This is a genomic window from Paenibacillus sp. PastF-3, from assembly GCF_029893135.1.
Taxonomy (GTDB): domain Bacteria; phylum Bacillota; class Bacilli; order Paenibacillales; family Paenibacillaceae; genus Paenibacillus_AQ; species Paenibacillus_AQ nitricinens.
Genome location: NZ_JARXWM010000018.1, coordinates 102,674 through 127,999, shown reverse-complemented (window position 1 = coordinate 127,999; position 25,326 = coordinate 102,674). Strand labels below are relative to the sequence as shown.

The window sequence follows — 25,326 nt, the reverse complement described above, 5'->3', positions numbered from 1 at the left end:
TATTCATTTAAGAACGACGCGGGGTGGAGCAGCCCGGTAGCTCGTCGGGCTCATAACCCGAAGGCCGCAGGTTCAAATCCTGCCCCCGCAACCAATTTTCATCAAGAAATTATATCTTTTGGAACCGTGGTGTAGTTGGCCTAACATGCCTGCCTGTCACGCAGGAGATCGCGAGTTCGAATCTCGTCGGTTCCGCCATTTTTACCTTGGCTCGATAGCTCAGTCGGTAGAGCAGAGGACTGAAAATCCTCGTGTCGGCGGTTCGAATCCGTCTCGAGCCACCATGATTTTCACAATAGAATGAGTGCCATGCCGGTGTAGCTCAATTGGTAGAGCAACTGACTTGTAATCAGTAGGTTGGGGGTTCAAGTCCTCTCGCCGGCACCATCCTTGGAGGATTAGCGAAGTGGCCAAACGCATCAGACTGTAAATCTGCTCACGTAAGTGTTCGGTGGTTCGAATCCATCATCCTCCACCAGTTTTAGGGGCATAGTTTAAAGGTAGAACAACGGTCTCCAAAACCGTTGGTGTGGGTTCAATTCCTGCTGCCCCTGCCAAATTCTTTCTAAAGTTTAATATGGCGATCGTGGCGAAGGGGTTAACGCACCGGATTGTGGTTCCGGCATTCGTGGGTTCGAGACCCATCGGTCGCCCCATTTACTTTAACAAAGAAGAATGGCAACGAATTTCAGTTTAATATGGCGACTGTGGCGAAGGGGTTAACGCACCGGATTGTGGTTCCGGCATTCGTGGGTTCGAGACCCATCAGTCGCCCCATTTTACTTTAAAATGTTATTGGGGATTAGCCAAGCGGTAAGGCAACGGACTTTGACTCCGTCATGCATAGGTTCAAATCCTATATCCCCAGCCATTTTATGCGGACGTGGCTCAGCGGTAGAGCATCGCCTTGCCAAGGCGAGGGTCGCGGGTTCGATTCCCGTCGTCCGCTCCATATTTTACATGGCGCCATAGCCAAGTGGTAAGGCAAAGCTCTGCAAAAGCTTTATCCCCAGTTCAAATCTGGGTGGCGCCTCCATTAAGTTCATATGTGCCGGCGTGGCGGAATGGCAGACGCGCTCGACTCAAAATCGAGAGGGAAACCGTGGAGGTTCGAGTCCTCTCGCCGGTATATCAAAAAGGTTTGTAAAGTCGCTTGTATAAGCAACTTTACAAACCTTTTTTCTTTGTCTTTGAGCTTTTATTCTTAAGCCGTTGAATTAGAGGCGTCTCTAATTCAACGGCCTTTTTGTCTGGAGTGTTGTTTTATTGACTGCTTAGGCGGAATGCTCGTGGAGTGAGACCAATTTCACGTTTAAACATATTGCAAAATTGGGCGTCATTCACAAACCCAGCAGCAGCTGATACTTCAGAGATATGCATTTGGGTATGTTGCAAGAGAGACTTTGCATAATCCAGACGTTTCAATAGTAGATAGCGTAGAGGTGAAGCACCGAATCGCTCTTTAAATAAATGGCGGAAACGATCATAGCTGTATCCAGACATCTCAGAAAGTGTTGCGACCGATAGCTTATGGCGGTAATGCTCATTCATATAGTTTAGAACATATTGGACTCTGTCTTCCGTTGGCGATTGAAACCCAGAAGCGCTAAGAAGCCGTATCAGATGAACAGTGATTTCGCTCATTTGCAGGTTCAATAGTTCAGAGAATCCATCTTGTTTGCGCGTAAACTCTGCTTTCATTCGAAGCAAGATCTCTAGAACAGTATGGTCTTTATCATCTTCATATACGCCTTGCAAATTCTCCATATTTGGGTGATTTGAATGGAAGCCTACAAATAGTATAGTAGCATCCTCGCGATGGTTCTCGTCATGTTTATGATTGGGTGGTATCAGCGCGAATGAAGAAGAACGAAAATGATAACTTCGCGAACCTACATTAGTAGTTCCTAATCCGTTTAAATAATAGACTAGTTCATAACATTCATGCTGGTGTGGTGGAATATAGGTATTAACCTCATGTGCTGCATTTACAATATATAGAACACGATCCATGATGACCCTCCATTAATTATGTTTTAGCCGAATCGTACAAAAATATGACCGAAATCATATAATTATTTTCATTAATATTTGATATGATCGTATCAATAAATCCGGAAATTAGCAACCTGACTGGCCATCTCGTTCGGGAATTAGTCGGATTATTTGTGAAAATGATAATTTTATCTCTATTTTAGAGTCTATTCGTTAAAATCATTAAATTATTAACAATGTAACCTGCAATATGAGAGTTTCCATCTAAATCGTGAAACATGCAATGGACTAAGAAGGAGAATCTCTCAAATTACTAACCAACTATAAATAGGGGGAATAGAAAAGTGAAAAAGAAAGTTCTTTCTTTGTTGTTACTAGTAGTAATGGTAATGGTCACAGCCTGTGGAAATAATACGTCGAGTAATGGGTCTTCCACGGATGCAGGATCTAATGCAGCTGAAGGTGGAGAACCGGGTTCAGGGGATAAACTCAAAGTTGTACTTCTGATTCCAGGTACGCTTGGGGATAAATCATTCTTTGACTCTGCGAATAGCGGTTTGCAAAAGGTTAAGGATGAACTTGGTGCAGAAACAAAGGTTGTAGAAATGGGTGTCGATAAAACGAAATGGGAGCCTACGTTTAACGATATCGCCGCTGAGGACTGGGATGTTATTATTTCTGGCGGATCAGAAATTACAGAGATGTTTAATGCAACGGCTGAATTATATCCAGACAAAAAATTCATTAACTATGATACCGATATAGATGAAGCACCAGAGAATATGTACAACATGTCTTATGCGACAAATGAAGTATCTTTTCTGGCAGGTGCTGTAGCAGCACTAGCTACTCAATCTGATATGGCTAATGCTAATCCTGAGAATGTGATCGGATTTGTAGGCGGCATGGACATTCCAGGAATTAACGCTTTCCTGGTAGGCTACATTCAGGGCGCTCAATATGTTGATCCTGAGGTGAAGGTCGCTGTATCCTATGCTGGTGATTTCGTTAACCCGGCTAAAGGTAAGGAGCTTTCGTTGATTCAATACAACTCCGGTGTAGATGTTATTTTTAACGTAGCTGGCGGTACAGGTCTTGGGATCTTTGATGCAGCTAAAGAGAAGAAGAAATACGCTATTGGCGTAGACTCCGATCAGGCGATGTTGCTTAACACAACAGATAGCGAAAAAGCAAACTTGATTGTTACTTCTTCTATTAAAAAGATTGATATGGCTATTCTGGGTGCCGTGAAGAAATTACAAGAGGGTACGCTTGAAATGGGTAAACGTGATGTGTTGAGCTTTGTAGATGATGGTGTGGGCATTGCAGAAAATGATATCTATAAAAATATCTTCCCTGCTGATCTTCAGGCTAAAGTTGAAGAAGTGAAGCAAAAGCTGATCAACAAAGAAATTACAGTAGATAATGCTATGGGAATGGAAACCTCTGAAGTAGAAGCCATTCGTAACGCAGTTAAGCCTTAAGTATAGCTATAAAGTGATAAACCTACAGTTGGAGATTCTTCTTTCAGAAGAATTCCAGCTGTATATTTTTGCAGACCTCCAAGTCGAAAGGCGTTGAGACCTATGAACAAAGCTCTGCTGGAAATGCGGGGAATTACCAAGGTGTATCCCAATGGTGTCGTTGCAAATAAAGACGTGCATTTTTCTTTACGTGAGGGAGAAATTCATGCGATTGCGGGCGAAAACGGCGCTGGTAAATCAACTTTAATGAAGATCATGTTCGGCATGGAAGAGCCTAGTGAAGGTGAAATCTTTATCAAGGGTGAAAAAGTGAAGCTGCAATCTGCTCAGGATGCCATTGATAGAGGAATTGGTATGGTCCACCAGCATTTTATGCTGGTCCCTTCTTTTACGGTAGCAGAGAACATGGTGCTGGGTATGGAGCCCCGTAAGGGGGTTGGCATCCATTATGCAGAAGCTGTACGCATGACCGAAGAGACTGCGAAGAAATACAATTTGGCAGTGGATCCAAAAGCAAAAGTGGAGGATCTCACGGTTGGTATGAAGCAAAAGGTTGAAATTCTGAAGGCGCTGCTGCGAGGTGCAAAAATCCTCGTTCTGGATGAGCCGACCGCAGTGTTGACCCCGCAGGAAACAGAGGAATTGTTCCGGGAGCTTAAGCAGTTAAGAGAGCAGGGACATACGATTGTTTTTATTTCACACAAATTGAAAGAAGTGAAAGCGATCTGCGACAGAATTACGATCATGCGTAGTGGACGTAGTGAAGGTGTTTTCCAAACGAAGGATGTCACGGAGCAAGAAATCTCACGCCTTATGGTGGGCAGAGACGTCGTGTTGAAATACGACAAGGAGATTCTGTCTATTGGCGAGCCGGTACTCACTGTGCAAGGTCTAGGTGTAAATGATGCACACGGCAAAGCGTTGCTAACAGATATCAACTTTGCAGTACGCGGGGGACAAATTATCGGGATTGCTGGTGTAGAAGGGAATGGGCAGACACAGCTCATTGAGGCTCTTACGGGTAGCCTAAGAGGGGTCTCAAGCCAAGGCTCTGTGCTAGTGAAGGGAAAAGATATTCGCGAATCGGATATTTTGGATATTCGTAAGCTAGGCGTTTCCTATATCCCAGAGGATCGGATGCATCAAGGGATAGCCAGTGATGCGAGCATAGCGGATAATCTGCTGTCTACTCAGTATCGTACAAAAGCTATGAATAAAGGTCCCTTTTTAAATGGATCACGAATTGCCAAGCTTGCAGTATCACTTGTAGAAGAATTTAAAGTCCGCTGTTCGGGACCTTCTCAGCCAATAGGTATGTTATCAGGTGGTAACATGCAGAAGGTTGTCGTAGCTAGAGAGTGTTCTACAGAACCGCAACTGCTAATTGCAGAGCAGCCGACAAGGGGCGTGGATATAGGCGCGGCGCAGTTCATACATCAAAAGCTGTTGGAGCTGCGCTCAGACGATTGCGCTATTTTGCTAGTGTCAGCAGACTTAAATGAGATCTTGGAGATCAGCGATAGTCTACTAGTGATGTATGAAGGAAAGATTGTTGCCTTTTTCGAGGAGCCTTCCAAGGTTAGTGAAGAAGAATTAGGGCTTTATATGCTAGGGATTCATCGACAGGACGAGGAGCAAATCAGGAGGGCCGTAAATCATGTTTAAAGTAAAATATTTTGAATACATTCGAACATCGGCAGTCATCGTAATTGCACTCGCTATTGCTTTTCTGATCATCTCATTGGTCAGCAATCAGCCGGTGAAGACAATTGGGATATTCCTATTTGAGCCGCTATCCAGTAAAGGCCATATCGGTAATGTGATTGAGATGGCCATTCCGCTCATGTTCACTGGATTAGCAGTTTCTTTGTTGTTCCGGGCAAATATGTTCAACTTGGGAGCTGAAGGGATTTTCTATTTCTCCGGTGTTGTGACTTCCGTGTTGGCTATTCATTTAACGCTGGACGGGTGGCTCCATCCGATCGTAGCTATTGCTGCGGGTTCTATTGTAGGAGCGTTGCTCTCGGCAATACCCGGCATCCTCAAAGCCAAATGGAATGCCAATGAGCTGGTTACATCCTTGATGTTCAATAATATTTTGTTTGGAGTAGGTTTATATCTATTGAACTATCACTTACGTGATGCAAAAGCATTTGCCAATGTATCCTACAAATTCGAGAAAACGGCACTGCTGAGTAAAATGGTACCTGGCACCCGTATTCATACCGGACTTATTATCGTTATCGTGCTTATTATTGCAGCACATTTATTCCTATACAAGACTAAATGGGGATATGAGCTGCGAATGACAGGCATCAACCGGAACTTTGCACGTTATTCAGGCATGAAGACCGCGAAGGTTATTATACTGGTTCACTTGATTGCTGGTTTTATCGCGGGGATGGGGGGTTCCGTAGAAGTGCTAGGGATGTATAACCGATTCCAATGGACTTCATTACCAGGCTATGGCTTAGACGGTGCTCTTGTAGCGATGTTAGCCAAGAATAATCCGCTATCCGTAATCGGTGCTGCATTGTTCCTTGCGTATATCCGGATCGGAGCCGATATGATGGCACGTCTGTCTGATGTACCTTCTGAGATGATTTCTATCATACAGGCGATTATCATTCTTCTGATTTCGGCAGAGCAATTTCTGAAGTTCTGGAAAAATCGGATGCTCTTGAAGGAGGCGAAGGAAGCGTGAACAGCTTGTTTGATGTAATTTTTACGACTGACTTTGCGTTTTCTGTTCTTCGGGTGACGACACCGATTCTATTCGCCGCATTGGGAGCGTTAATCTCTAATAGGGCTGGTATCATCAACATTGGTATGGAAGGCATCATGCTTGTCGCGGCGTTAGCCGGTGTCATTGTAAGCAGCTACACGCATAGTGCGTGGGTAGGTTTACTTGGGGCCGTGATGTCCGGAACACTGATCGCTGGAATATTAGCTTTTTTCACACTGAAATTCAAAACACATATCATTCTCGGCGGTGTAGCTATTAATATGTTCGCTTCTGGAGGAACCGTGTTTATTCTTTATTTACTTAGTGGAGATAAGGGATCTTCTACTTCTCTGGCGAGTAAAGTGCTGCCTAGCGTAGACATTCCTTTGCTGAAGGATATTCCCGTGCTGGGTCCGATTTTATCAGGGCATCACATTTTGACTTATGTATCTATCATTGCTGTGTTTGTTGTCTACTATCTCTTAAACCGTACACCGCTTGGTCTGCGCATTCGTTCAGTGGGTGAAAATCCACACGCAGCTCAATCTGTAGGTGTAAGTGTTGTGAAAATACAGTATATGGCTTTGCTGCTTAGTGGATTTTTCGCTGGTTTGGGTGGGGCATACATGTCGATGGGTTACCTGTCATTGTTCACTCGCGATATGATCGCTGGTCGGGGCTGGATTGCCATTGCGGCAGAATCTATGGGAAGAAGTACGACAGTAGGTACGGCGTTAACTTCTCTTTTATTTGGTACCGCAGATGCATTGTCGAATGCGCTTCAGGTGCTGAAAATTCCTGCGGAGCTAATCGGCACGCTTCCTTATGTAGCAACGGTAATTGGACTAGTGATCTATGCCGTATCTGAGACACGGAAGAAGAACAAAAAGCTAAAGAGCCCGCTAATGAAATAGCGATAGAAATAACGAGGATTTATACAACTAAGGAGTGAATGACTATGCGAACACCTATTATTATTGACTGCGATCCAGGGCATGATGACGCAATCGCTATCCTGCTTGCAATAGCAAATTCGGAGAAGCTGGATCTGCGCGGGATTACAACGGTTGGTGGAAACCAGATCCTCGATAAAATTACAGAAAACGCACTTAAAGTGATCAGTTTCGTGAATGCTGATATTCCTGTAGCCAAAGGGGCTGCGGGTCCGTTGTTCGGGAAGCTTGTTACTGGTGAGGAAGCGCATGGTGAATCAGGCATGGACGGCCCACTATTGCCACCAAGTAAATTCCGGCCTGTAGAAGAAGGCGCTGTGGAATTTATGCTGAATATTATCCGTTCTTCGGAGGAGAAGATTACGCTCGTACCGATGGCTCCTTTAACAAATATCGCCCTGCTAATCACTGCTTATCCAGAGATTAAGGAAAGAATTGAAAAGATTTCACTGATGGGCGGAGGAATTTCTTATGGAAATGTAACCTCTACTGCGGAGTTTAACATCTATGTAGATCCTGAAGCTGCTCGTATCGTGTTTGAGTCGGGTATTCCGATTACGATGAGTGGTCTGGATGTGACTGATAAGGCAGCCATTTTCGAAGATGAGATCGCAGCATTGAAAGAGCGTGGGCCAGTGTCCACTATGGTCGGAGAGCTGTTAGATTTCTATTCGATCTTCGGAAAGAAAATGGGCTATGTCGGTAGTGCACTGCATGATCCATGCGCCGTAGCTTGGCTCTTGCATCCAGAACTGTTTGAATCCGAGCATCTATATGTAACGGTAGAGACAGAAGGCAAGATGACGCGGGGAATGACGGTTGCAGACAAACGAAAGAAGACGGATCGCCCAGCGAATGTAGAAGTCCTGGTGGGAGTAGACCGGGAAGCATTTATGAAACTGATCTTTGATTCACTGGAAAAGCTAGATCAAGAACTGCTTGCGGCTGAAGGGAACTAACCTATGGCAGGATGGGAGAGACTTCAGGAGACGGTTCAGTTTGAATTGGTTCAGCGTGGAGAAGAAGGCTGCAGGATTGACGGCTTCGCGGATAAACTAGCTGCTGCAGGTGCCGATGAGATTAAGCTGATGCAAGTATACAACGAGTTGATGGAGCTCACGGTTGCTGAGGACTTTCCTTATGTAGAGCCGTCTTCACTGGAGGAGATTCGTCGTCTTCGTCCAGAAGGTCCACGTAAGCTTGAGGCTGACTGGAGCGAAGCAGAATGGAGAGATAAGTTCTACGGAGCTTGGCTAGGTAGAAGCGTCGGTTGCGCACTTGGCAAACCATTGGAGTATTGGGACTACCTCTACGGTAAAGATGGACGCCCGGGCTGGGAGAATATTGAGCTGTGGTTCCGGGGTGCGGACGCATGGCCTATTACTGGCTATACGCCTGGGCATTCACGGGCAGAGGCAGAATATGGTCTTGGTTTAAGTAATTGGACGTATGCGAGTACCAGCGAGACTATTAAGTTTATGGAGAGCGATGATGATATTCGTTACACGGTTCTAGGCCTTATGTTGCTGGAGCAGAAGGGGCTGGACTGGGATTCTTGGGATATCGGGAAGCTCTGGCATAAATATCTGACATATGCTCAGGTATGTACGGCGGAGACACAGTCGTATATGAATTTTGCACAGGAGACGTCTCATCTGCATGGTGAGAAGCCTGCGGATTGGTTGGCGCGGCAGGAAAGAGTGCGGATGCACTTAAATCCTTACCGGGAATGGATTGGTGCGGCAATACGCGCAGACGGGCTGGCTTATGGTGCGGCGGGTCATCCTGAGCTTGCGGCGGAGTTAGGCTGGCGCGATGCTTCTTTTTCACATGTGAAGAACGGGATCTATGGCGAAATGTTTAATGCGGCGATGATTTCGGCAGCTTTTGCTGAAAAAGATAACGAGCGTATTCTTGAGATTGCTCTTAGTGAGATCCCTAGTACTAGCCGTCTGACAAGTGACGTTCTACGGGGTATAGATATTGCACAGAAGGCCAAGAGTGAGCGTGAATTAGTGAGTAAAATTTGGGATACATTCAGTCATTATGATGCGGTGCATACCAATAATAATGCAGCTCTTGTGGCTGCTTCGCTAGTCTATGGCGGGAATGATTTTGAAAAAGCGGTCGTTACATCCGTTTACGGCGGAATGGATACAGACTGTAATGGTGCTACAGTTGGTTCTATTATGGGAGCGAAGCTTGGAGCAAGTGTGCTGCCGGCTTCGTGGGTTGAACCGCTCCATGATACGCTATATGCGGATCTGCCTGGGTTCCATCCGATAGCGATTTCGGAATGCGCGGAGCGCAGCTATCAGGTGTTCTTGAAGATTCGCAAGGAGCTTGACGGAAAGTCTTAGATCAGGGAATGCGAATAGAAAAAAAGGATGTCTTAAGCTATCGAGCTTAGACATCCTTTTTTTCGTAGCTATCTAGTTCTTGAAATAGATGTAACAGGGGTTTAGGAGTTAGGTAACAGGAGAATCCTGATTTGAAGAGGGTGTTGTACAGTAATTTATTAGGGAGATAAACACTTAAAAATAGCCCGGTATAAAGGGTTTTTATGTTATCACTATTTTTTCCTGATATATCATTTGAAGAAAAATGATGACACAGAACATAAAATGCCTTATTATTTAAAGAGATTTTTAGTAAAACAGTTTTTAAATAATTATAGTACAAACCTTGGCTTAGAAGGTTCCAGTATAAATGGAAAGGAAGGGGGAGTTTGCAATCCTATCGCTGAGTGGGGTGAGTAAAGCCTTCAAGCTGAAGGACGGCATGTATCAGGCGGTGGATGATGTATCGCTGGATGTGAAGAAAGGATCGATTCACGGGATTATTGGTGAAAGCGGTGCAGGGAAATCCACACTGCTGCGACTAATTAATCTGCTGGAAAAGCCGGACCAAGGGACAGTAACCGTAGAAGGGCAACATTTAACCGGAATGCCGAGTAAACAGCTACGGAAAGCTAGGGAAAAGATTGGGATGATTTTTCAGCAATTTAATCTGGTCAATAACGTCACGGTAAGCCGCAACATTTCGATCCCTCTGGAACTGGCAGGGGTGCCGAAGCGTGAACGGATGAAGCGGGTGAAGGAATGTCTCGATTTTGTCGGATTGGCTGATAAGGCAGAGCAATATCCCGCACAGCTAAGTGGAGGACAACGACAACGTGTGGCGATCGCCCGGGCGCTTTCTAACAGTCCAGGACTATTGCTATGTGACGAACCAACATCCTCACTAGATCCAGGAACAACTGCGGATATTCTGAATGTCCTGAAGCATATTAATGGGGGCCTTGGGGTTACTGTAGTGATTGTTACGCATGAGATGGATGTTGTCAAAAGCATTTGCACGCACGTATCCGTAATGGAAAAAGGTCGAATCGTAGATTCGTTCTCTCGCGATGACGGTGATTTCCGGCCTGCTGCAGTTCGTACTGGCTCCTACCGGGATCAAATTCTGGGTAAAGCGGGGGAAACTCATGTTTGATAGTGTACTTCAATATCAGGCACAGATGTGGGAGTCGATTGGAGAAACTTTTATAATGGTCGGCATTTCTGTTGGTGCCGCACTGCTGCTGGGGCTTCCGCTCGGGACGTTGTTGTTCTTTTGCCGAAAAGGGCAGCTCTATGAGAATAAAACATTGTCACTGGTGCTTAACAGCATCGTAAATATTATCCGTTCATTTCCATTCCTGCTGCTTGTCGTTGCACTTATTCCCGTCACTCGTTTCCTTGTCGGAACTGCGATTGGAACAATGGCAGCCACGGTTCCATTATCCATAGTTGCTATTGCTTATTACTCTCGTCTGGTGGAGCAGTCTTTGCTGGAGGTTCCTAAAGGAGTCATAGAAGCGGCGTTGTCTATGGGAGCCTCGAAGCTGGGGTTGATCTTTAAATTCCTGTATGTAGAGGCCCGTTCGGGTCTGGTGCTCGGACTTACTACCTCTACCATTAGTTTTATCTCTTATTCGACCGTAATGGGGGTTGTTGGAGGGGGCGGGGTTGGCGATTTTGCGATCCGTTATGGCTATCAGCGTTTTGAGACTGAAGTGATGATCTATGCGATTGTTGTGATGATTGTATTAGTTCAGATGGTTCAATTCACAGGAGGAACGATTTCGCGGCTGTTAGATAAGCGTTGATCCTGTACTTCAAATATATGTAATACAAAATGATTGAATATATAAACTGGGGGTTAGTTGTAGTAATGAAAAAATCAATGATAATTGTGCTAATGTTAATGGTATTGGTAGTAGCGGGTTGTGGTTCTAATAATGCAGCCGAGAACAATTCTGCCAAAGGTAGCGATGATCTAACCAAATTAAAGATTGCTACTTTGATTCCACCAATGACGGAAATTCTGGACATTGTAAAGCCACTTCTGAAGGAAGATGGTATTGATCTTGAAATTGTTGTGCTGTCTGACAATGTGCAGCCTAATGAAGCTTTGGCGAATAAAGAGGTAGATGCTAACTTTTTCCAACACGTTCCTTATATGAAGCAGTTTAATGAAAGTAAAGGCTCCAATCTAGTAGAGGTACAGCCTGTCTATGACGCTATTTATGGTGGATACTCCAAGCGCTACAAGAATGTTGCGGATCTGCCGGAAGGTGCAACACTAGTAATGGCTAATGATCCTTCAAATATCGGTCGTTCCTTACAGATGTTTGCTGCAGCCGATTTGATTAAGCTAAAAGAAGGCGTAGGCATCCAGGCTACACAAGCAGACATTACTGAAAATCCAAAAAACTTTAAGTTTGAGGAAGTAGATTTGTTGATGTTGGCCCGTATGCTGGATGATGGAGATCTAGTAGCAATGACTCCGGCTTATGCTAGCCCGCTTGGATTGACACCGAAGAAAGATGCGCTGATTACTGAAGGCGAAGATTCTGAATTCACCATCACCTTGGTTGCACGTGAAGACAACAAGGACTCTGATGCGATTCAGAAGTTGGCTAAACGCATTAGCGGCCCTGAAGTGAAGAAATTCCTTGAGGATAATTACGCGGATATTGCGTTGCCTGCTTTTAAATAGTTAGATTAGTAATTCAACGAGACTTGTCCATTATGGGCAAGTCTTTTTTTGTGTCACTAGAATGTAAGAACTGCTCTATATAATGGGTTGTAGAATAACAAAGCGGAATGGAGATGGGGATATGTCTGTACTTAGCGCAATTAATCTCACAAAACATTACGGTAAGGGTACTAACCTGGTCAAGGCACTAGATGGTATTAACGTAGAGATTCACAACGGTGAATTTATAGCGATTGTCGGGACTTCAGGAAGTGGCAAATCAACGCTCTTACATATGCTAGGCGGGCTTGATCGGGCGACAGAGGGTCAGGTGATCATAGATGGTAAAAATATTTTTGGGATGAAGGATGATGAGTTGACGGTATTTAGAAGAAGAAAGATCGGATTTGTGTTTCAGAACTATAATCTAGTGCCGATTCTTAATGTATACGAAAATATTGTGTTGCCCATAGAGCTGGATGGAAACAAAATAGACAAGGATTTCGTGGATCATATTGTGAATACGTTAGGTCTTTCGCAAAAATTGGACAACCTCCCCGGTCACCTATCAGGCGGTCAGCAGCAAAGGGTAGCCATCGCACGGGCCTTGGCAGCTAAACCTTCCATTATTCTAGCAGATGAACCTACAGGGAACTTGGACAGCATCACTAGCCAGGAGGTCATTGGATTACTCAAAGTAACAAGCAGACAGTTTAATCAGACGATTCTAATGATTACTCATAATGAAGAGATTGCTCAGCTTGCAGACCGGACCATCCGGATAGAGGACGGTAAAATTACTGGAGGGGCATTGTGATGATGTTTCCAAACAGCAATAAACCAATTGTTAAAAAGCTGACAAGCAGGAGCCTGAAAGCCAACCGGACCCGAAATCGGTTCGTAATTATAGCCATCGTGCTTACTACCTGGCTTATTACTTCTTTTTTTAGTATTGGACTTAGCAACTATAAAACCTTCGAAATGCAGCAATTGAAAATAAACGGGACCATGGCTGATGCCTACTTGACCTCACCGTCAGAACAGCAATTAAACAAGTTAAAGGAACATTCCTGTATTAAGACCATCGGACTTCAGTCCAAAGTGGGGGATGTTGTCAATACTCCTGAATGGGGAGACCTTAATTTAGCTTTGCTCTGGTATGACTCTACGGAATGGACTGAAATGCGTGTGCCTGTGATCGACGGATTAAAGGGCAAGTACCCAGAGAAGGACAATGAAATCGCCGTTCCATTATGGATATTACAGTCGTTGGGGATTAATGATCCGCAGTTAGGCATGAGCTTGCCATTTACTTACTCTGTTTCCCGAGATGGGGTGAAATCTCAAGAGAATAACAACTTCGTACTAAGTGGATGGTTTACCGATTACAGTCATGTCCGTACCGGGAATTCTGGAGCTATGCTGGTATCGGGGGCTTTTGCTACAGCTCATGGCGTAGATCTTAAGAATCCCAAAAATGCCACTATTCTATTTAATGAGAAAAACACGGATGAACTTATCTCGCGTTTGCAACAGGATATTACTTTAGAAAAAAATCAAAAGCTCGAACCTGTCTCTAACCAATCGTCTACCTCTTCAGATAGAACAGCGACTTTGATCGGTTATGCTGGAATTATATTATTTGTTATGTTGAGCGGATATTTATTAATTTATAATGTGCTTTATATTTCTGTCTCAAGGGATACAAGGTTCTACGGTCTACTTAGAACGCTAGGAACTACACAACTGCAGATTAAAAAAATAGTTAGGGCACAGGCTTCACGGTTAGCACTTATCGCTATCCCACTGGGACTTGCCGCAGGAGCTGTGACTTCCTTCGTAATGGTGCCGCTGGCTATGAGTACAATGGATTTGGATACGGGCGTGGTGATTTCTTTTCACCCGTTAATCTTTATTGGAGCTGCGTTGTTTGCTTGGTTGACCACCATGTTTAGCGCTATCAAACCTGCCTCTATCGCTGGCAAAGTCTCTCCAATAGAAGCGGTGAGATATACAGGTACGATGGTTAAAGCTAAGACGAAGCGGGGAACTGGCGGATCTAAGCTGCATCGACTGGCTTGGCGTAATATTTTTAGAGTGAAAAAAAGAGCGATGGTTGTATTTCTCTCTTTATTTCTCGGGCTGACAACTTTTCTGGTGATCAATACGCTTGTGCTTAGTATGAGTACAGATCATTTTATTGCTGAATACATGGATAACGATTTCACGCTGTCCAATCAGACGATGTCCTTTGGGTTTGAGGGGGAAATGAAAGCCAAGATTACAGAGGATATGATCAAGGAAATTCAGGATATAAAGGGATTAAAAGAGGTCTTCAAAGCTTATACCGGGATAGGTCAGATCAAGTATGATCCTAAGGTGTTCAGTAAGTATATGGATGAATTCGCAAAATCATATCACACAGATCGCCCTACCGATGAACAATTAGCTGTGCCTCAAAGCTTGTTCTCAATGACCCATGTTATTGGGTTAGACTCAGCTCAGGTTAAGAAGATGGAAGAGAAATTAGAAATCACTGTAGATATGGAACGCTTTGAAAAAGGTGAGATCGCCTTGCTGGACAATTTTAGTCTCAGTGGTCTTGAGATAGGAGATCTATTTCAAATAGGTCCTATAAACAGCGAAGCGACACAATCTTTCGATATTGGCGGGCTAGGTGACTTCAGCTCTCTAGGGTCGGCACATTTTGTAGCTCCGAATGTATACATCAGTCACACTGCAATGGAGAAATTTATGAAAAACCCACTTATAAGTAAAGTGTATATTAATGCTGACTCAGAAGACTGGAAGCAGATTACCGATCAATTGGAAGGACTCATCGGCGGAGATAGTGAGCTGAAGCTGGAGTCGAAGCTGTATATGGAAAAATTCATGGAATCGGCAAAGTTAACCTTTTACATTATGGGTGGCGGAATTGCGCTCATTCTAGCGCTGATTGGAATTTTGAATTACGTTAATATTATGTATACAGGAGTTGTAGCTCGGAAGCTGGAGTTCGCAGTGATGGAGAGCATCGGGATGACCTCTAAGCAGATGAGAAAGCTGTTGCTGTTTGAAGGAGCAGGTTATGCGATCATATCTACATTGCTAATCTCAACAATAGGCACATTAATCAGTTACGGTGCTTATAGCCTGTTCAGCCAAGAAGCTACTTATGCTGTGTTTAGCTTCCCAACCCTTCCGCTTTCAATTGCAATTGTACTCGTTTTTGTGGTTTGCCTGAGTGTTCCGCTTATTGCTTATAAGCAAATTAAAAAGGACAGCATTTTGGAACGTCTGCGGCAAATGGAATAGAGCTAATTAATTTACAGCGTAGCCTTCCTCTGCTTGTTACAATGATAGGTATTGAGGTGAGTTTCAATGACAACCATTCTAATAGTAGAGGATGACCGTCTCTTAAATGAGGGATTAAAGTTCATGCTTGAAAAAGAAAACCATAAGATTATTCAGGCCTATTCTTATCAAGAGGGCATCTCTGCGAATCAGGATCAGACCATCGGTCTGGTCCTTTTGGACATTAATCTCCCCGATGAGAGTGGCCTTATACTGTGTCGGGAAATTCGGCGAACGAGTTCCATTCCGGTTATATTTCTAACTGCCAACGATACGGAGCAGGATATGGTAGCTGGATTTGGGCTAGGAGCTGATGATTATATTGCGAAGCCATTTAGCATGGCCGTACTTTTGCAACGTGTTAAGGCTGTTCTCCGACGAACAGGCACTGATGGGGGCTCAGAGCTGTTTCATTACAAGGATATTACAATTAACTCAGCCAAAATGAAGATTTACAAATATGGACAAGAAATAAAACTAACCACTAATGAGTATCGTCTCCTTGCCATCTTAACCGAAAATAGCGGTCAAGTTCTTACTAGGAGGTTAATGCTGGAGAAGCTATGGGATATAGATGGTAATTTCGTGGATGAGAATACACTAAGCGTAAATATTCGTAGGCTGCGGTCTAAAATTGAGGATGATCCGAAAGATTGTCAATATATTAAAACTGTATTCGGTATCGGCTACACATGGGGAGAGTAAGGATGAAGAATCCCTTTACAAAAATTATTTGGAGCTCGTTCACCTTTTTTGCTGTAGCCGTTGTGTTGTTTGTATCTATGCTTATCTATTATAAGCCTGAGAGGCATGTAGTTATTGTATCCGTGGTGTTTATTAGCTTGATGGTTTTGCTGTTTATAAGTTTTGTGCTCGCGCTTCGTAAAGAAATGCTAAACACGCTATCTTCATTGTCGGGCTTGATTCAAGATCTTATTAATGGACAAATGACTCAGATGTTCCCGGTGCAGGAGGATACACTTCTCTCTAAATTACAGCATCAGGTTATTCAATTATCTGAGCTGTTGTCTTCGCAGAAGCAGCGCTACCGTGAAGAGAGTCAAGAAGTCAAAACATTGATCTCTGATATCTCTCATCAACTTAAGACTCCTTTAGCCAATTTAGGGATGTATAACAGCCTTCTTATGGATGAAGGACTGCCCGCTGAAACACGTAGTGAATTTACTCGCCATATGGGTAGCCAGATTGAGAAGCTGTCTTGGCTCATGGAGAATCTGATCAAGTTATCGCGTCTCGAATCCGGTATTATAGAGCTTCATACGGAGAAGTATGGTCTTGAGAATACTGTGTTGTCAGCGATCAAACAGGCGTTTCCAGCAGCCGAGCAAAAGAATATAGTGATCTTACTGGAATCCGATCAGGGAATTACGCTGCAACATGATCCCAAGTGGACGGGAGAAGCTATCTATAACATCATCGATAATGCTCTGAAATATACGCTCGGGTCCTGCAGTGTTAGAATTACGATTCGCAGGTATGATCTTTTTGCAAGGATTGATGTTGCCGATGGTGGAATAGGAATTCCTGCCGCTGAGATGAATGACATTTTTAAACGATTTTACCGAGGTGCGGGTTCCAATGGAACTGAAGGTGTTGGCATAGGCCTTTATTTAGCCCGTAAAATTGTGACCGAGCAGGGTGGATATATAAAAGTGAGATCCGAGTTAAGTAGAGGAAGTGTTTTTTCTATATTTTTGCCGTTACGCTGATTCTGAATGTACTCGAAGCTTAGCCCCTAAATTGGGGGTTTTTCTCAAAATATAAGAAAGTATATGTTTCACGTTTTACATTATCCTTAAATTTCTCGCATAAACGCTTACCGTCCTTATAAGGACGCCAAAGGCGTTTATGCTTGTTAAAGTCGCTATTTCATTGATGAAAAGTCCTTTGCTAGCCCTATAGTGGTCTGCAGTCGCACAGCTACCTCGACTAAGGTCCAGTACCAAAAACCGTCGTTGGTCTGTTTTGAAAGTCTGCGATTTGCTCTAGAATAAGGCTATAAGGTTAAGGACAACGAAAGGCGGTGAGAAAATAATGCAAAGAAGACAAGGAAACGGATTAGCGGTTGTACTGATTGTGATTGGTGCGGTAATGCTGCTCGGTTTAGCGCTTCCTCTGATTCACGGTATTTTCAGACTACTGTTCCCAGTATTGCTGGTTGTTCTCGGGTACTATGGGATTAAGAGTGGACGCAAGGTTATCGGTTGGGTACTAATGTTCATTGGTGTCATGACCTTGATCGCGAAGCTTTCCTGGATCATTGGACCACTTCTAGGTGTGGCGTTGATCGTATGGGGAGTGTCAGCTTTAAAGGGTAGAAGAAATGGTACTTATTAAGAAGAATTGTACTTAAACAAGAAGCAGGGAGGGAGCAGGAGATTATGAGTGTTTTTCGTCGCATGAGGGATATTACAGTAGCTAATCTAAATGAACGTCTAGAGCAAAGTCAAGATCCTGTGAAGCTAATTGATCAATTTCTACATTCAACTCGCGAGGAAATCAGTGAAGCTGAAAGATTGTATCAGCAATACGCTTCCCATACGAAGCAATTGCAACAGCAAGTGAACCAAGCGACTGCCATGAGAAACAAACGTGAGGAACAGGCGTTACTCGCATTAAAAGCAGGAGAAGATCATCTTGCAAAGCTGGCTTTGCAAGAAAAGATCATTCACGAGGAAAAGTTGGAGCAGTACAGCGGGCTATTTGAACAAAGTAAGCAATCCTTGTTTGAACTTGAAGGACAGCTGAATGAGCTGAAAATAGAGTATCAGACAGTTTATAGCAAACGTCAGTATTACGCAGCCCGGATGGAGTCGCTGAGACTGCAGCAACGGATGAATCAAAGAGCAAGTGCTTATGGTAACGGTGGTGATGTTCCCAAAATGTTCGGACGTCTGGAAGATCGGATGTCAGATTGGGAATTAGAAGCGAAAAGCCTGCGCGATGTACGTCGCATGGGACAGGAATATGCGGTGCAAGCAGGTGAGACTGTAGCTACCGTACTCGAAAGAGAAATGGCACGCTTAAAGGAGAAACTGAACAATGGTGGAAAGGAGTAGCGCTATGAGTCGATTATATCGTTCAACAAGAGATAAAGTGATGACGGGTCTTGCAGGTGGATTATCTGAGACACTCGGTATTGATTCCACGCTATTCCGGATTCTGTTACTGGTCAGCATTCCGTTTACAGGAGGTGCCGTGATTCCAGTGTACTTCATCGCTGCGCTGGTCATTCCGAAGGAGCCTACGCATTATAATCCTTTCGGACCAGGCCCTGGTGCACCGGGTGGCCCATTCGATGGTCCTTACTCAGGTAGACCAGAACATGGACACGGACCGCAGGCTAATGGCGGACATGGACCTTACGGACGCCAACCTAACTACAATCCTAATTTTGAAAAGAACAACGCTTATTCAGCTCCGGATTCCGGTTTGGATGCGATGATGAAGGATATCGAGAAGAAGGCTCTGCAAAAAGAAGTAGAAGAACTCAAACAAAAACTGTCTAAATATGAGAAAGGGGAATTGTAAATCATGGGAGTATTTCAAAGAATTAAAGATATGACTAAGGCGTCGGTAAATGACTTGTTGGATAAGGTAGAGGACCCAATCGTAATGCTTAACCAATATCTGCGCGATATGGAGGCTGAAATTCACGAAGCGGAAGTTACAGTTGCCAAGCAAATGGCGAACGAACGTCGCATGAAGCAACGCGTGGAAGAAGCAGCAAAAATGTCCGCACAACGTGGAGCACAAGCTGAATTGGCATTGAAAAACGGCCAAGAAGAAGTGACTCGCAAGCTGTTGGAAGAAAAAATCTACTTCGATCAAAAACAAGCGGAATACAGCGATCTTCATGCTCAGGCTGAAGTGCAAGCGAAGGAATTAGTTGGACAGCTGCATGATATGAAGGATGAATTCTACAAGCTGCGCAACAAGCGTAACGAGCTCGTATCCCGCGCTCAAATGGCTAAGGCGAAGAAACAAATGACACAAATCAGTAGCGTGCATTCCATCGAAAGTGGCAGTGCGTCACTCGGCTTCCACCGGATGGAAGAGAAGATTATGCAGCTTGAAGCAGAAGCAGATGTAATGCGTGCACCTTACAGCCCATCCGCTGCCTACACTAAACCAGTCGATGTTGAGAAGCAACTGAAAGTGGATGAGCAACTGGCTGCATTAAGAAGCAAGCTGAATGATACACCGGCTGCTCCTTCTTTAAACAAAAAAGAAGATTAAATCCTGTTCCTAAAACTTAAGCAGATATGATATGCTGGACAAGAAGAAGCCATACGGTATGGATCTCCATACCGATATGGCTTTTGTAGCGGCTGGCTATAATATATCTTGTAGGAGGTGCGAAATGGATAAACGAAACCGTTTGATTGCCATCGGACTGATCGGTGTTGGCTGCATGATGATTTTTGGTAGATGGCTCGGCTTTTTCTCCATTGTCGCGCTTCTATTCCTGTTCCTAGGAGTCTACCGCACGACGTCAGGCAAAGTGAAGCAGGGTTATAAGCTGCTCGGGATTGGCGCTATATTGCTTTTGCTGGATCATTTGGTGCTGGTACTGGGGATTTGCTTGATTTCTTTAGGGATGTTTTTTACTAAATCCAAAAGAGTTCAGCGTAAGGAAGGGTTCATGCAGAAGCAGAACTTTTCGTCTAGATTTGACTGGGATCGCTCACCCTGGGTGATGCATAGCCTCAGCTCATGGCATATCCTTGGAGAGGCCGATCTTGATCTTTCACTGGCTATGGCGGAGCAAAAAGAAACGGTGATGCTGTTTCAAGGTATCTTTGGGGATATGGACATTCAATTGTCAGATGATTACGGGATAGAAATCGAAGCCTTTGTGCTTTTTGGATCGATTGAATTTGGTAACCAGCGGGACACAGGTATGCTAAACCGTCTGAACTGGAAATCCCCTAACTATGAGAGCAGTGAGTATAAGGTAAAGTTTAGTGTGTCTTATTTGATGGGAGATTTGGATGTGCGATTATCCTGATTAGTTTGATACTGAAGGGAGGGTCCCCGTATGGAAAGAAAGAATAAAAATATGATGTCACGCAGTATGGGTGAGGGGGCTCTGTTCTCTTTTGTCATGCTGCTAGTGATATTGTACACCATGTATACATATGGCTATTTGAAACCTTTTGAAAGCTGGACGATTGGATTACGTACGGCCTTCACTTTAATTCTGCTGCCCATGGGGTTCGGGGTTGGCTTTGGCTTCTATCAGAGCTTTCGGGTAAAGCGAAAGTTGGAACGCCTGAGAGAAACGCTCGTATTGTGGGAGAAGGGAAACTTAACGCTATCTATGCCAGACTTGGGCGATGATGAGCTGGGAAGGCTCGGAGAACAATTGGGCCGAATCAGCGGAAAATGGGAAAACCAAGTGACAACACTGCAGCGATTGTCTACAAATAACGCGAAGCTCGCGGAGCAAGCACGAGTATCTGCTATTATGGAAGAGCGGCAACGGCTTGCGCGTGAATTGCATGATGCTGTCTCTCAGCAGCTGTTCGCGATCTCTATGACCGCCACGGCTGTAGGCCGGACCCTGGAGAAGGATTTTGATAAGGCGCAACGGCAAATTGCACTGATTGAGGAAATGTCTGCTGTAGCACAATCAGAGATGAGAGCATTATTGCTGCACTTAAGACCTGTTTATTTGGAAGGTAAGGGATTAGAGCAGGGGCTACAGGAGCTGATCAAGGAGCTTAAGGTTAAAGTACCGATAGAAATCGTGTTCGAGATGGACCCTGATGTACAATTGCTAAAAGGGGTAGAGAATCACTTATTCCGTATTGTGCAGGAGGCAATCTCTAATACGCTTCGTCATGCGAAAGCAGAAAAGATGGAAATTAGGCTGCATCGTCGAGGAGATACGGTTCGGTTGACGCTCCGTGATGATGGGATTGGTTTTGAAATGGATGATAGTAAACAAACTTCCTACGGTTTGTCGAATATGCAGGAGCGGATGAATGAAATCGGAGGTTCCATTCAGTTTATTACCGCTCCGGGTAAAGGAATGCGGATTGAAATTACCGTTCCGTTAGTCAATGAATAATAGGAGGAAAGAGTGACCATGGAGATGGAGGAAGCCATTAAGGTATTGCTTGTAGATGATCATGAAATGGTACGGATTGGACTAGCTGCTGTTCTAGGTACTGAAGACGGAATAGAAGTCGTAGGGGAAGCTGGAAGTGGGGAAGAAGGTATCCGCCTGGCACAAGAGTACAATCCGGATGTAGTCCTGATGGATCTCGTAATGGATGGTATGGATGGAATTGAAACGACCAAACAGCTAATGAAGCAGTATCCCGAAATCAAAGTTATTGTGTTGACAAGCTATCTGGATGATGAAAAAATGTATCCGGTGATTGAAGCAGGTGCATTCAGTTATTTACTAAAGACCTCACGAGCTACTGAAGTGGCAGATGCCATCCGTGCCGCGGCAAGAGGCCAGTCTGTACTGGAGTCACAGGTCGCCTCTAAAATGATGAATCGTTTTCGAAACAATGCAAAGGGTGAATCTCCTGCTTATAAAGAGCTTACAGAGCGCGAGATGGAAGTATTACGTCTGCTGGCGCAAGGTAAATCGAATCAGGATATCGCGGACCAACTAATTATTGGGATCAAGACTGTGAAATTTCATGTAACGAATATTCTCGCGAAGCTGGGTGTGGAAGACCGAACCCAAGCAGCTATTTATGCATATAAAAATGGACTAGCTGAATAGAAACCAAAGGCTGAAGCCTCTTGCTTCAGTCTTTTTTTAATGCATAAGTTTAGAATCTCCTAATTCGTACATACTGTCTAGTAGATTGCTAGAGAGGTTCGAAAGGGAGAATAAATTATGCTGAAGGCTATGTTGAACAACGGAACAAAAAAAGGGACTCTTTTTATATTATTATTCCTGTGCTGCACTGTAGCTTTACTGGTAAACCTTCAAAGCGCTAAAGCAAAATCAATCGATCAAGACGAAGCTGTTTCACATACATCAGTAACATCGGAACTGAATGCTTCACTGATGAGTTTAATAGATCTCGGGACGAAAACAACGGTATCTGGTTCGCCACTGCGTATCGTCTTAAAATGGCAAGGGGCAATCAGCGGTTACAATGATCCTTCTGTTGAAGTGGCTAAGCTTAGCGCCCGACTTGGATTGACAGTACCGCCAGGAAATGATGAAGATGGGCATATGACCTATCGTTCAGCAGCGGTAAAACCATATGGATCACGTCTCTCCTTATTTTGGAGCGAGCTTGGAAAAGGAAATAGTTATGTTATTGTGACGTTAGATACTGCTGATTTAAAGGATAAGGTTAGCTTTCAGGGGGCTGCCGATGAAGTTAGTACAATCCTAGAACAGAGTAACATCAAGGCAGAATGGAATGTATCCCTTCAAGGAATAGCTGAAAAACAGGGGGGACCTGAAGGTGTATTGTCGCAAACCGAAGGGTTACTTAAAGAGCAATTTAAAACTGTGAGTGAGAAAGAGAGCTATAAGGATGTAGCAACAGTCAGCCGTACGTATTCGATTCCTGATTTGAAACGCTCGGTAGTCAGCGGGAACCATTCGGTTTCAGCGCAAATCGCAGTGCATCAGGAAGATCAAAATGGGACGAATCGCCTAACCATTGGCTTACCATTAATCACCATCGAATACTGACAAATTCCTTTTTTATAAGCAAAGATATAATTAGTAATAAGAAATTTTAATTGAAATTCGCGAAATCCCGAGAGTATTTGTCAGGAATCTGATAGCATCCTTTTTAGGAATATGCTAAAATGACATAACGTCGTTTACTCGACGCTGAGAATGTCAATAAACTATATTACATACAGAAAGATGAGGAGCCATGGCTGAAAATCAAACCCTTGATGCACTGCACACACCCGGTGCTGTCTTTTTTATCTTTGGGGCAACCGGAGATTTAGCCCGGCGTAAGCTTTTCCCGGCGATTTACAGCTTGTACCGTGAAGGTAAGCTGGCACATGATTTTGCGGTAATTGGCGTGGCGCGGCGCCCGCGTACTCAGGAAGAATTTAGAAGTGATGTGAAGGAATCCATCCTTGAATTCTGCCGTTATAAAGCGGGAGAAGAGAACGAATGGAATGAGTTTGTACAGCATTTTGAATACAAATCTCTGGACATCAACGATATTGATGGCTTCCGTGAATTAAGAGCTCAAACAGAAGCTCTTGAAGAGAAGTTCAGAATTCCGGGCAATCGGATGTTCTATCTTGCGTTGGCACCTGAATTGTTCGGCAGTGTCTCGTTCAACCTTAAGGCTGGCGGCATGCTGGATAGCACAGGTTGGAATCGCCTCGTCATCGAGAAGCCTTTTGGATATAATCTGGAGTCAGCTGAGCAGCTGAACGAGCAGATCCGTGAGGTATTCAAGGAAGAGGAGATCTACCGGATCGATCATTATCTTGGTAAAGAAATGGTTCAGAATATCGAAGTCATTCGTTTTGCCAACGCTTTTTTCGAACCGCTTTGGAATAATAAGCATATTGCCAATATTCAAATTACACTTGGCGAAACCGTAGGTGTTGAAGAGCGTGGTGGTTATTATGACCATGCTGGAGCGTTACGGGATATGGGCCAGAATCATATATTGCAACTGCTGACTATGATCGCAATGGAACCACCAAGCCGTCTGCTTGCAGAAGATATTCGTGACGAGAAGGTGAAGGTACTTCGTTCCCTTCGTCCTTATGGTACATCTGACGAGGTTCGTGAGAACGTCGTGAGAGCACAGTATATTCAAGGCTTGCATGGTGGAAAGCCCCTTCCTGCTTATCGTCAGGAAGATAAGGTTGATCCTGAATCGAGTACTGAGACGTATTTTGCTGCCCGTGTGTTTGTAGATAACTTCCGCTGGGCTGGAGTTCCTTTCTATATTCGTACAGGTAAACGTCTACCGGTGAAGACAACGGAAGTGGTAGTTGAGTTCAAGGGAATGCCAACCAATGTTTATTTGGGACAAAAGCATACGCTGGAGCCTAACCTGCTTGTTATCCGTGTGAACCCAATGGAAGGCATTTATGTAAAGATTAATGCCAAGAAGCCGGGTTCCGAGTCTGAAATTCAACCACTAGCTATGGACTTCTGTCAGAGCTGCTTGGTTGGAATTAATTCCCCGGAAGCTTACGAGCGCTTGCTTCATGACGCGGCACGTGGAGATTCCACTTATTTCACTCGTTGGGATGAGGTATCGTCGGCATGGTCGTTCGTGGATCGTATTGCGAAGGCTTGGAAGGAAGAGTCGCGTGATTTATCTTCTTATCCTGCTGGCACTTGGGGTCCGGTTGAAGCGGATCAATTGCTTGCTCAGGATGGCTTCCATTGGTGGCCGGTAAACGGTCAAGAAGAAGATAATGTAGTATGGCTGAAGAATAACTAAACTTTGCGTTAATGCTATCTCCCTGCAGAGGATGCAGGGAGATTTTTTGTAATGCTGAGATTAGAAAACACTCAGTCTCCCAAGGCCACACTGGCTCCAAATGCCGCTCGGGTGACAGGAGCATTTTTCAAATAACTGCACTTTGTACAATTAAAATCACATATTGGGTGGAAATTAGTCTTTTAAGTGTATTCTCTGCAACTATTTTCTCCGCATAAGGCCTAAAAGCTAGCACATTGAATTTTTAATTGCATCAAATACAACTAAAGGCGATTGGAAATGCTAATACTTCTTATAAGTGTAGGAAATACAACTATTTTACTACTGCGGAGAAATGTGAAACGAATTCA

23 protein-coding genes and 12 tRNA genes are annotated in these 25,326 nt (G+C 44.2%); 34 read left to right on the top strand and 1 reads right to left on the bottom strand.

Going from position 1 to position 25,326, the window contains the following annotated elements; translation table 11 throughout:
* Nucleotides 1-17 precede the first annotated feature (17 nt).
* From M2444_RS27050 to M2444_RS26995, 12 genes are all read left to right on the top strand, one after another.
* A tRNA-Met gene (locus M2444_RS27050) sits at nt 18-94 on the top strand.
* Nucleotides 95-120: 26 nt separating this feature from the next.
* Nucleotides 121-198: transfer RNA gene (locus M2444_RS27045), tRNA-Asp, on the top strand.
* A gap of 10 nt (nt 199-208) precedes the next feature.
* Nucleotides 209-284: transfer RNA gene (locus M2444_RS27040), tRNA-Phe, on the top strand.
* Nucleotides 285-311: 27 nt separating this feature from the next.
* A tRNA-Thr gene (locus tag M2444_RS27035) sits at nt 312-387 on the top strand.
* Nucleotides 388-392: 5 nt separating this feature from the next.
* Nucleotides 393-478 (top strand) — tRNA-Tyr (locus M2444_RS27030).
* Nucleotides 479-483: 5 nt separating this feature from the next.
* Nucleotides 484-557, top strand: a tRNA-Trp gene (locus tag M2444_RS27025).
* Nucleotides 558-580: 23 nt separating this feature from the next.
* Nucleotides 581-656 (top strand) — tRNA-His (locus M2444_RS27020).
* 45 nt (nt 657-701) lie between these two features.
* Nucleotides 702-777: transfer RNA gene (locus M2444_RS27015), tRNA-His, on the top strand.
* 19 nt (nt 778-796) lie between these two features.
* A tRNA-Gln gene (locus M2444_RS27010) sits at nt 797-871 on the top strand.
* 6 nt (nt 872-877) lie between these two features.
* A tRNA-Gly gene (locus tag M2444_RS27005) sits at nt 878-952 on the top strand.
* A 10-nt stretch (nt 953-962) separates the two neighbouring features.
* A tRNA-Cys gene (locus M2444_RS27000) sits at nt 963-1,036 on the top strand.
* A gap of 14 nt (nt 1,037-1,050) precedes the next feature.
* Nucleotides 1,051-1,129: transfer RNA gene (locus tag M2444_RS26995), tRNA-Leu, on the top strand.
* Nucleotides 1,130-1,263: 134 nt separating this feature from the next.
* Here the strand turns inward: M2444_RS26995 and M2444_RS26990 are convergent.
* Entirely contained in the window at nt 1,264-2,013 is a 750-nt protein-coding gene (locus M2444_RS26990; protein WP_094874521.1) for an AraC family transcriptional regulator, read from the bottom strand.
* Between the two features lie 326 nt (nt 2,014-2,339).
* On the opposite strand from M2444_RS26990, the gene M2444_RS26985 reads away from it, so the two are divergent.
* From M2444_RS26985 to zwf, 22 genes are all read left to right on the top strand, one after another.
* Nucleotides 2,340-3,479, top strand: a complete 1,140-nt coding sequence (locus M2444_RS26985) for a BMP family ABC transporter substrate-binding protein (RefSeq protein WP_094874520.1) — start codon at nt 2,340-2,342, stop codon at nt 3,477-3,479.
* Between the two features lie 102 nt (nt 3,480-3,581).
* Complete coding sequence (locus tag M2444_RS26980; RefSeq protein ID WP_094874519.1) at nt 3,582-5,144, top strand: ABC transporter ATP-binding protein; 1,563 nt, start codon at nt 3,582-3,584, stop codon at nt 5,142-5,144.
* Entirely contained in the window at nt 5,137-6,183 is a 1,047-nt protein-coding gene (locus tag M2444_RS26975) for an ABC transporter permease (RefSeq protein ID WP_042131006.1), read from the top strand. Before M2444_RS26980 ends, M2444_RS26975 begins: the two co-directional genes overlap by 8 nt.
* The gene (locus M2444_RS26970) at nt 6,180-7,118 is read left to right on the top strand and encodes an ABC transporter permease (protein WP_094874518.1); all 939 of its coding nucleotides are present in this window, start codon (nt 6,180-6,182) and stop codon (nt 7,116-7,118) included. Before M2444_RS26975 ends, M2444_RS26970 begins: the two co-directional genes overlap by 4 nt.
* A 44-nt stretch (nt 7,119-7,162) precedes the next feature.
* The gene (locus tag M2444_RS26965) at nt 7,163-8,116 is read left to right on the top strand and encodes a nucleoside hydrolase (RefSeq protein ID WP_280788512.1); all 954 of its coding nucleotides are present in this window, start codon (nt 7,163-7,165) and stop codon (nt 8,114-8,116) included.
* Nucleotides 8,117-8,119: 3 nt separating this feature from the next.
* Nucleotides 8,120-9,517 carry an ADP-ribosylglycohydrolase family protein gene (locus tag M2444_RS26960; protein ID WP_280788511.1) on the top strand — a complete coding sequence of 466 codons (1,398 nt, stop codon included), beginning with the start codon at nt 8,120-8,122 and terminating at the stop codon, nt 9,515-9,517.
* A 373-nt stretch (nt 9,518-9,890) separates the two neighbouring features.
* Entirely contained in the window at nt 9,891-10,652 is a 762-nt protein-coding gene (locus tag M2444_RS26955; RefSeq protein ID WP_094874523.1) for a methionine ABC transporter ATP-binding protein, read from the top strand.
* On the top strand, nt 10,645-11,307 hold the full coding sequence (locus M2444_RS26950) for a methionine ABC transporter permease (RefSeq protein ID WP_094878674.1): 663 nt from the start codon (nt 10,645-10,647) through the stop codon (nt 11,305-11,307). The genes M2444_RS26955 and M2444_RS26950 overlap by 8 nt, the downstream gene beginning before the upstream one ends.
* A 65-nt stretch (nt 11,308-11,372) precedes the next feature.
* On the top strand, nt 11,373-12,200 hold the full coding sequence (locus M2444_RS26945; protein ID WP_280788510.1) for a MetQ/NlpA family ABC transporter substrate-binding protein: 828 nt from the start codon (nt 11,373-11,375) through the stop codon (nt 12,198-12,200).
* Between the two features lie 121 nt (nt 12,201-12,321).
* The gene (locus tag M2444_RS26940) at nt 12,322-12,996 is read left to right on the top strand and encodes an ABC transporter ATP-binding protein (protein ID WP_280788509.1); all 675 of its coding nucleotides are present in this window, start codon (nt 12,322-12,324) and stop codon (nt 12,994-12,996) included.
* Nucleotides 12,996-15,494 carry an ABC transporter permease gene (locus M2444_RS26935; RefSeq protein WP_280788508.1) on the top strand — a complete coding sequence of 833 codons (2,499 nt, stop codon included), beginning with the start codon at nt 12,996-12,998 and terminating at the stop codon, nt 15,492-15,494. The genes M2444_RS26940 and M2444_RS26935 overlap by 1 nt, the downstream gene beginning before the upstream one ends.
* 66 nt (nt 15,495-15,560) lie before the next feature.
* On the top strand, nt 15,561-16,238 hold the full coding sequence (locus tag M2444_RS26930; RefSeq protein ID WP_094878670.1) for a response regulator transcription factor: 678 nt from the start codon (nt 15,561-15,563) through the stop codon (nt 16,236-16,238).
* 2 nt (nt 16,239-16,240) lie between these two features.
* Nucleotides 16,241-17,263 (top strand): sensor histidine kinase, encoded by a 1,023-nt coding sequence (locus M2444_RS26925; RefSeq protein ID WP_280788507.1) that lies wholly within the window; start codon nt 16,241-16,243, stop codon nt 17,261-17,263.
* Nucleotides 17,264-17,588: 325 nt separating this feature from the next.
* Entirely contained in the window at nt 17,589-17,891 is a 303-nt protein-coding gene (locus tag M2444_RS26920; protein ID WP_042191767.1) for a LiaF transmembrane domain-containing protein, read from the top strand.
* A gap of 44 nt (nt 17,892-17,935) precedes the next feature.
* Entirely contained in the window at nt 17,936-18,613 is a 678-nt protein-coding gene (locus M2444_RS26915) for a PspA/IM30 family protein (RefSeq protein ID WP_094874750.1), read from the top strand.
* 4 nt (nt 18,614-18,617) lie between these two features.
* Entirely contained in the window at nt 18,618-19,085 is a 468-nt protein-coding gene (locus M2444_RS26910) for a PspC domain-containing protein (RefSeq protein WP_094874752.1), read from the top strand.
* A 3-nt stretch (nt 19,086-19,088) separates the two neighbouring features.
* Nucleotides 19,089-19,793, top strand: a complete 705-nt coding sequence (locus tag M2444_RS26905) for a PspA/IM30 family protein (RefSeq protein WP_094874749.1) — start codon at nt 19,089-19,091, stop codon at nt 19,791-19,793.
* Between the two features lie 124 nt (nt 19,794-19,917).
* The gene (liaF, locus tag M2444_RS26900; protein ID WP_094874748.1) at nt 19,918-20,565 is read left to right on the top strand and encodes a cell wall-active antibiotics response protein LiaF; all 648 of its coding nucleotides are present in this window, start codon (nt 19,918-19,920) and stop codon (nt 20,563-20,565) included.
* Between the two features lie 30 nt (nt 20,566-20,595).
* On the top strand, nt 20,596-21,630 hold the full coding sequence (locus tag M2444_RS26895) for a sensor histidine kinase (RefSeq protein ID WP_094874747.1): 1,035 nt from the start codon (nt 20,596-20,598) through the stop codon (nt 21,628-21,630).
* Between the two features lie 18 nt (nt 21,631-21,648).
* Entirely contained in the window at nt 21,649-22,302 is a 654-nt protein-coding gene (locus tag M2444_RS26890) for a response regulator (protein ID WP_179281788.1), read from the top strand.
* Nucleotides 22,303-22,419: 117 nt separating this feature from the next.
* Complete coding sequence (locus M2444_RS26885) at nt 22,420-23,235, top strand: YwmB family TATA-box binding protein (RefSeq protein WP_280788506.1); 816 nt, start codon at nt 22,420-22,422, stop codon at nt 23,233-23,235.
* A gap of 190 nt (nt 23,236-23,425) precedes the next feature.
* The gene (gene zwf / locus M2444_RS26880) at nt 23,426-24,976 is read left to right on the top strand and encodes a glucose-6-phosphate dehydrogenase (protein ID WP_094874745.1); all 1,551 of its coding nucleotides are present in this window, start codon (nt 23,426-23,428) and stop codon (nt 24,974-24,976) included.
* The last annotated feature ends 350 nt before the right edge of the window (nt 24,977-25,326 follow it).

Coding starts and splice junctions, on each gene's coding strand:
- M2444_RS26990 (WP_094874521.1), bottom strand. CDS start 2,013: ATGGATCGTGTTCTATATATTGTAAATGCAGCACATGAGGTTAATACC.
- M2444_RS26980 (WP_094874519.1), top strand. CDS start 3,582: ATGAACAAAGCTCTGCTGGAAATGCGGGGAATTACCAAGGTGTATCCC.
- M2444_RS26975 (WP_042131006.1), top strand. CDS start 5,137: ATGTTTAAAGTAAAATATTTTGAATACATTCGAACATCGGCAGTCATC.
- M2444_RS26965 (WP_280788512.1), top strand. CDS start 7,163: ATGCGAACACCTATTATTATTGACTGCGATCCAGGGCATGATGACGCA.
- M2444_RS26960 (WP_280788511.1), top strand. CDS start 8,120: ATGGCAGGATGGGAGAGACTTCAGGAGACGGTTCAGTTTGAATTGGTT.
- M2444_RS26950 (WP_094878674.1), top strand. CDS start 10,645: ATGTTTGATAGTGTACTTCAATATCAGGCACAGATGTGGGAGTCGATT.
- M2444_RS26945 (WP_280788510.1), top strand. CDS start 11,373: ATGAAAAAATCAATGATAATTGTGCTAATGTTAATGGTATTGGTAGTA.
- M2444_RS26940 (WP_280788509.1), top strand. CDS start 12,322: ATGTCTGTACTTAGCGCAATTAATCTCACAAAACATTACGGTAAGGGT.
- M2444_RS26935 (WP_280788508.1), top strand. CDS start 12,996: ATGATGTTTCCAAACAGCAATAAACCAATTGTTAAAAAGCTGACAAGC.
- M2444_RS26930 (WP_094878670.1), top strand. CDS start 15,561: ATGACAACCATTCTAATAGTAGAGGATGACCGTCTCTTAAATGAGGGA.
- M2444_RS26925 (WP_280788507.1), top strand. CDS start 16,241: ATGAAGAATCCCTTTACAAAAATTATTTGGAGCTCGTTCACCTTTTTT.
- M2444_RS26920 (WP_042191767.1), top strand. CDS start 17,589: ATGCAAAGAAGACAAGGAAACGGATTAGCGGTTGTACTGATTGTGATT.
- M2444_RS26915 (WP_094874750.1), top strand. CDS start 17,936: ATGAGTGTTTTTCGTCGCATGAGGGATATTACAGTAGCTAATCTAAAT.
- M2444_RS26910 (WP_094874752.1), top strand. CDS start 18,618: ATGAGTCGATTATATCGTTCAACAAGAGATAAAGTGATGACGGGTCTT.
- M2444_RS26905 (WP_094874749.1), top strand. CDS start 19,089: ATGGGAGTATTTCAAAGAATTAAAGATATGACTAAGGCGTCGGTAAAT.
- liaF (WP_094874748.1), top strand. CDS start 19,918: ATGGATAAACGAAACCGTTTGATTGCCATCGGACTGATCGGTGTTGGC.
- M2444_RS26895 (WP_094874747.1), top strand. CDS start 20,596: ATGGAAAGAAAGAATAAAAATATGATGTCACGCAGTATGGGTGAGGGG.
- M2444_RS26890 (WP_179281788.1), top strand. CDS start 21,649: ATGGAGATGGAGGAAGCCATTAAGGTATTGCTTGTAGATGATCATGAA.
- M2444_RS26885 (WP_280788506.1), top strand. CDS start 22,420: ATGCTGAAGGCTATGTTGAACAACGGAACAAAAAAAGGGACTCTTTTT.
- zwf (WP_094874745.1), top strand. CDS start 23,426: ATGGCTGAAAATCAAACCCTTGATGCACTGCACACACCCGGTGCTGTC.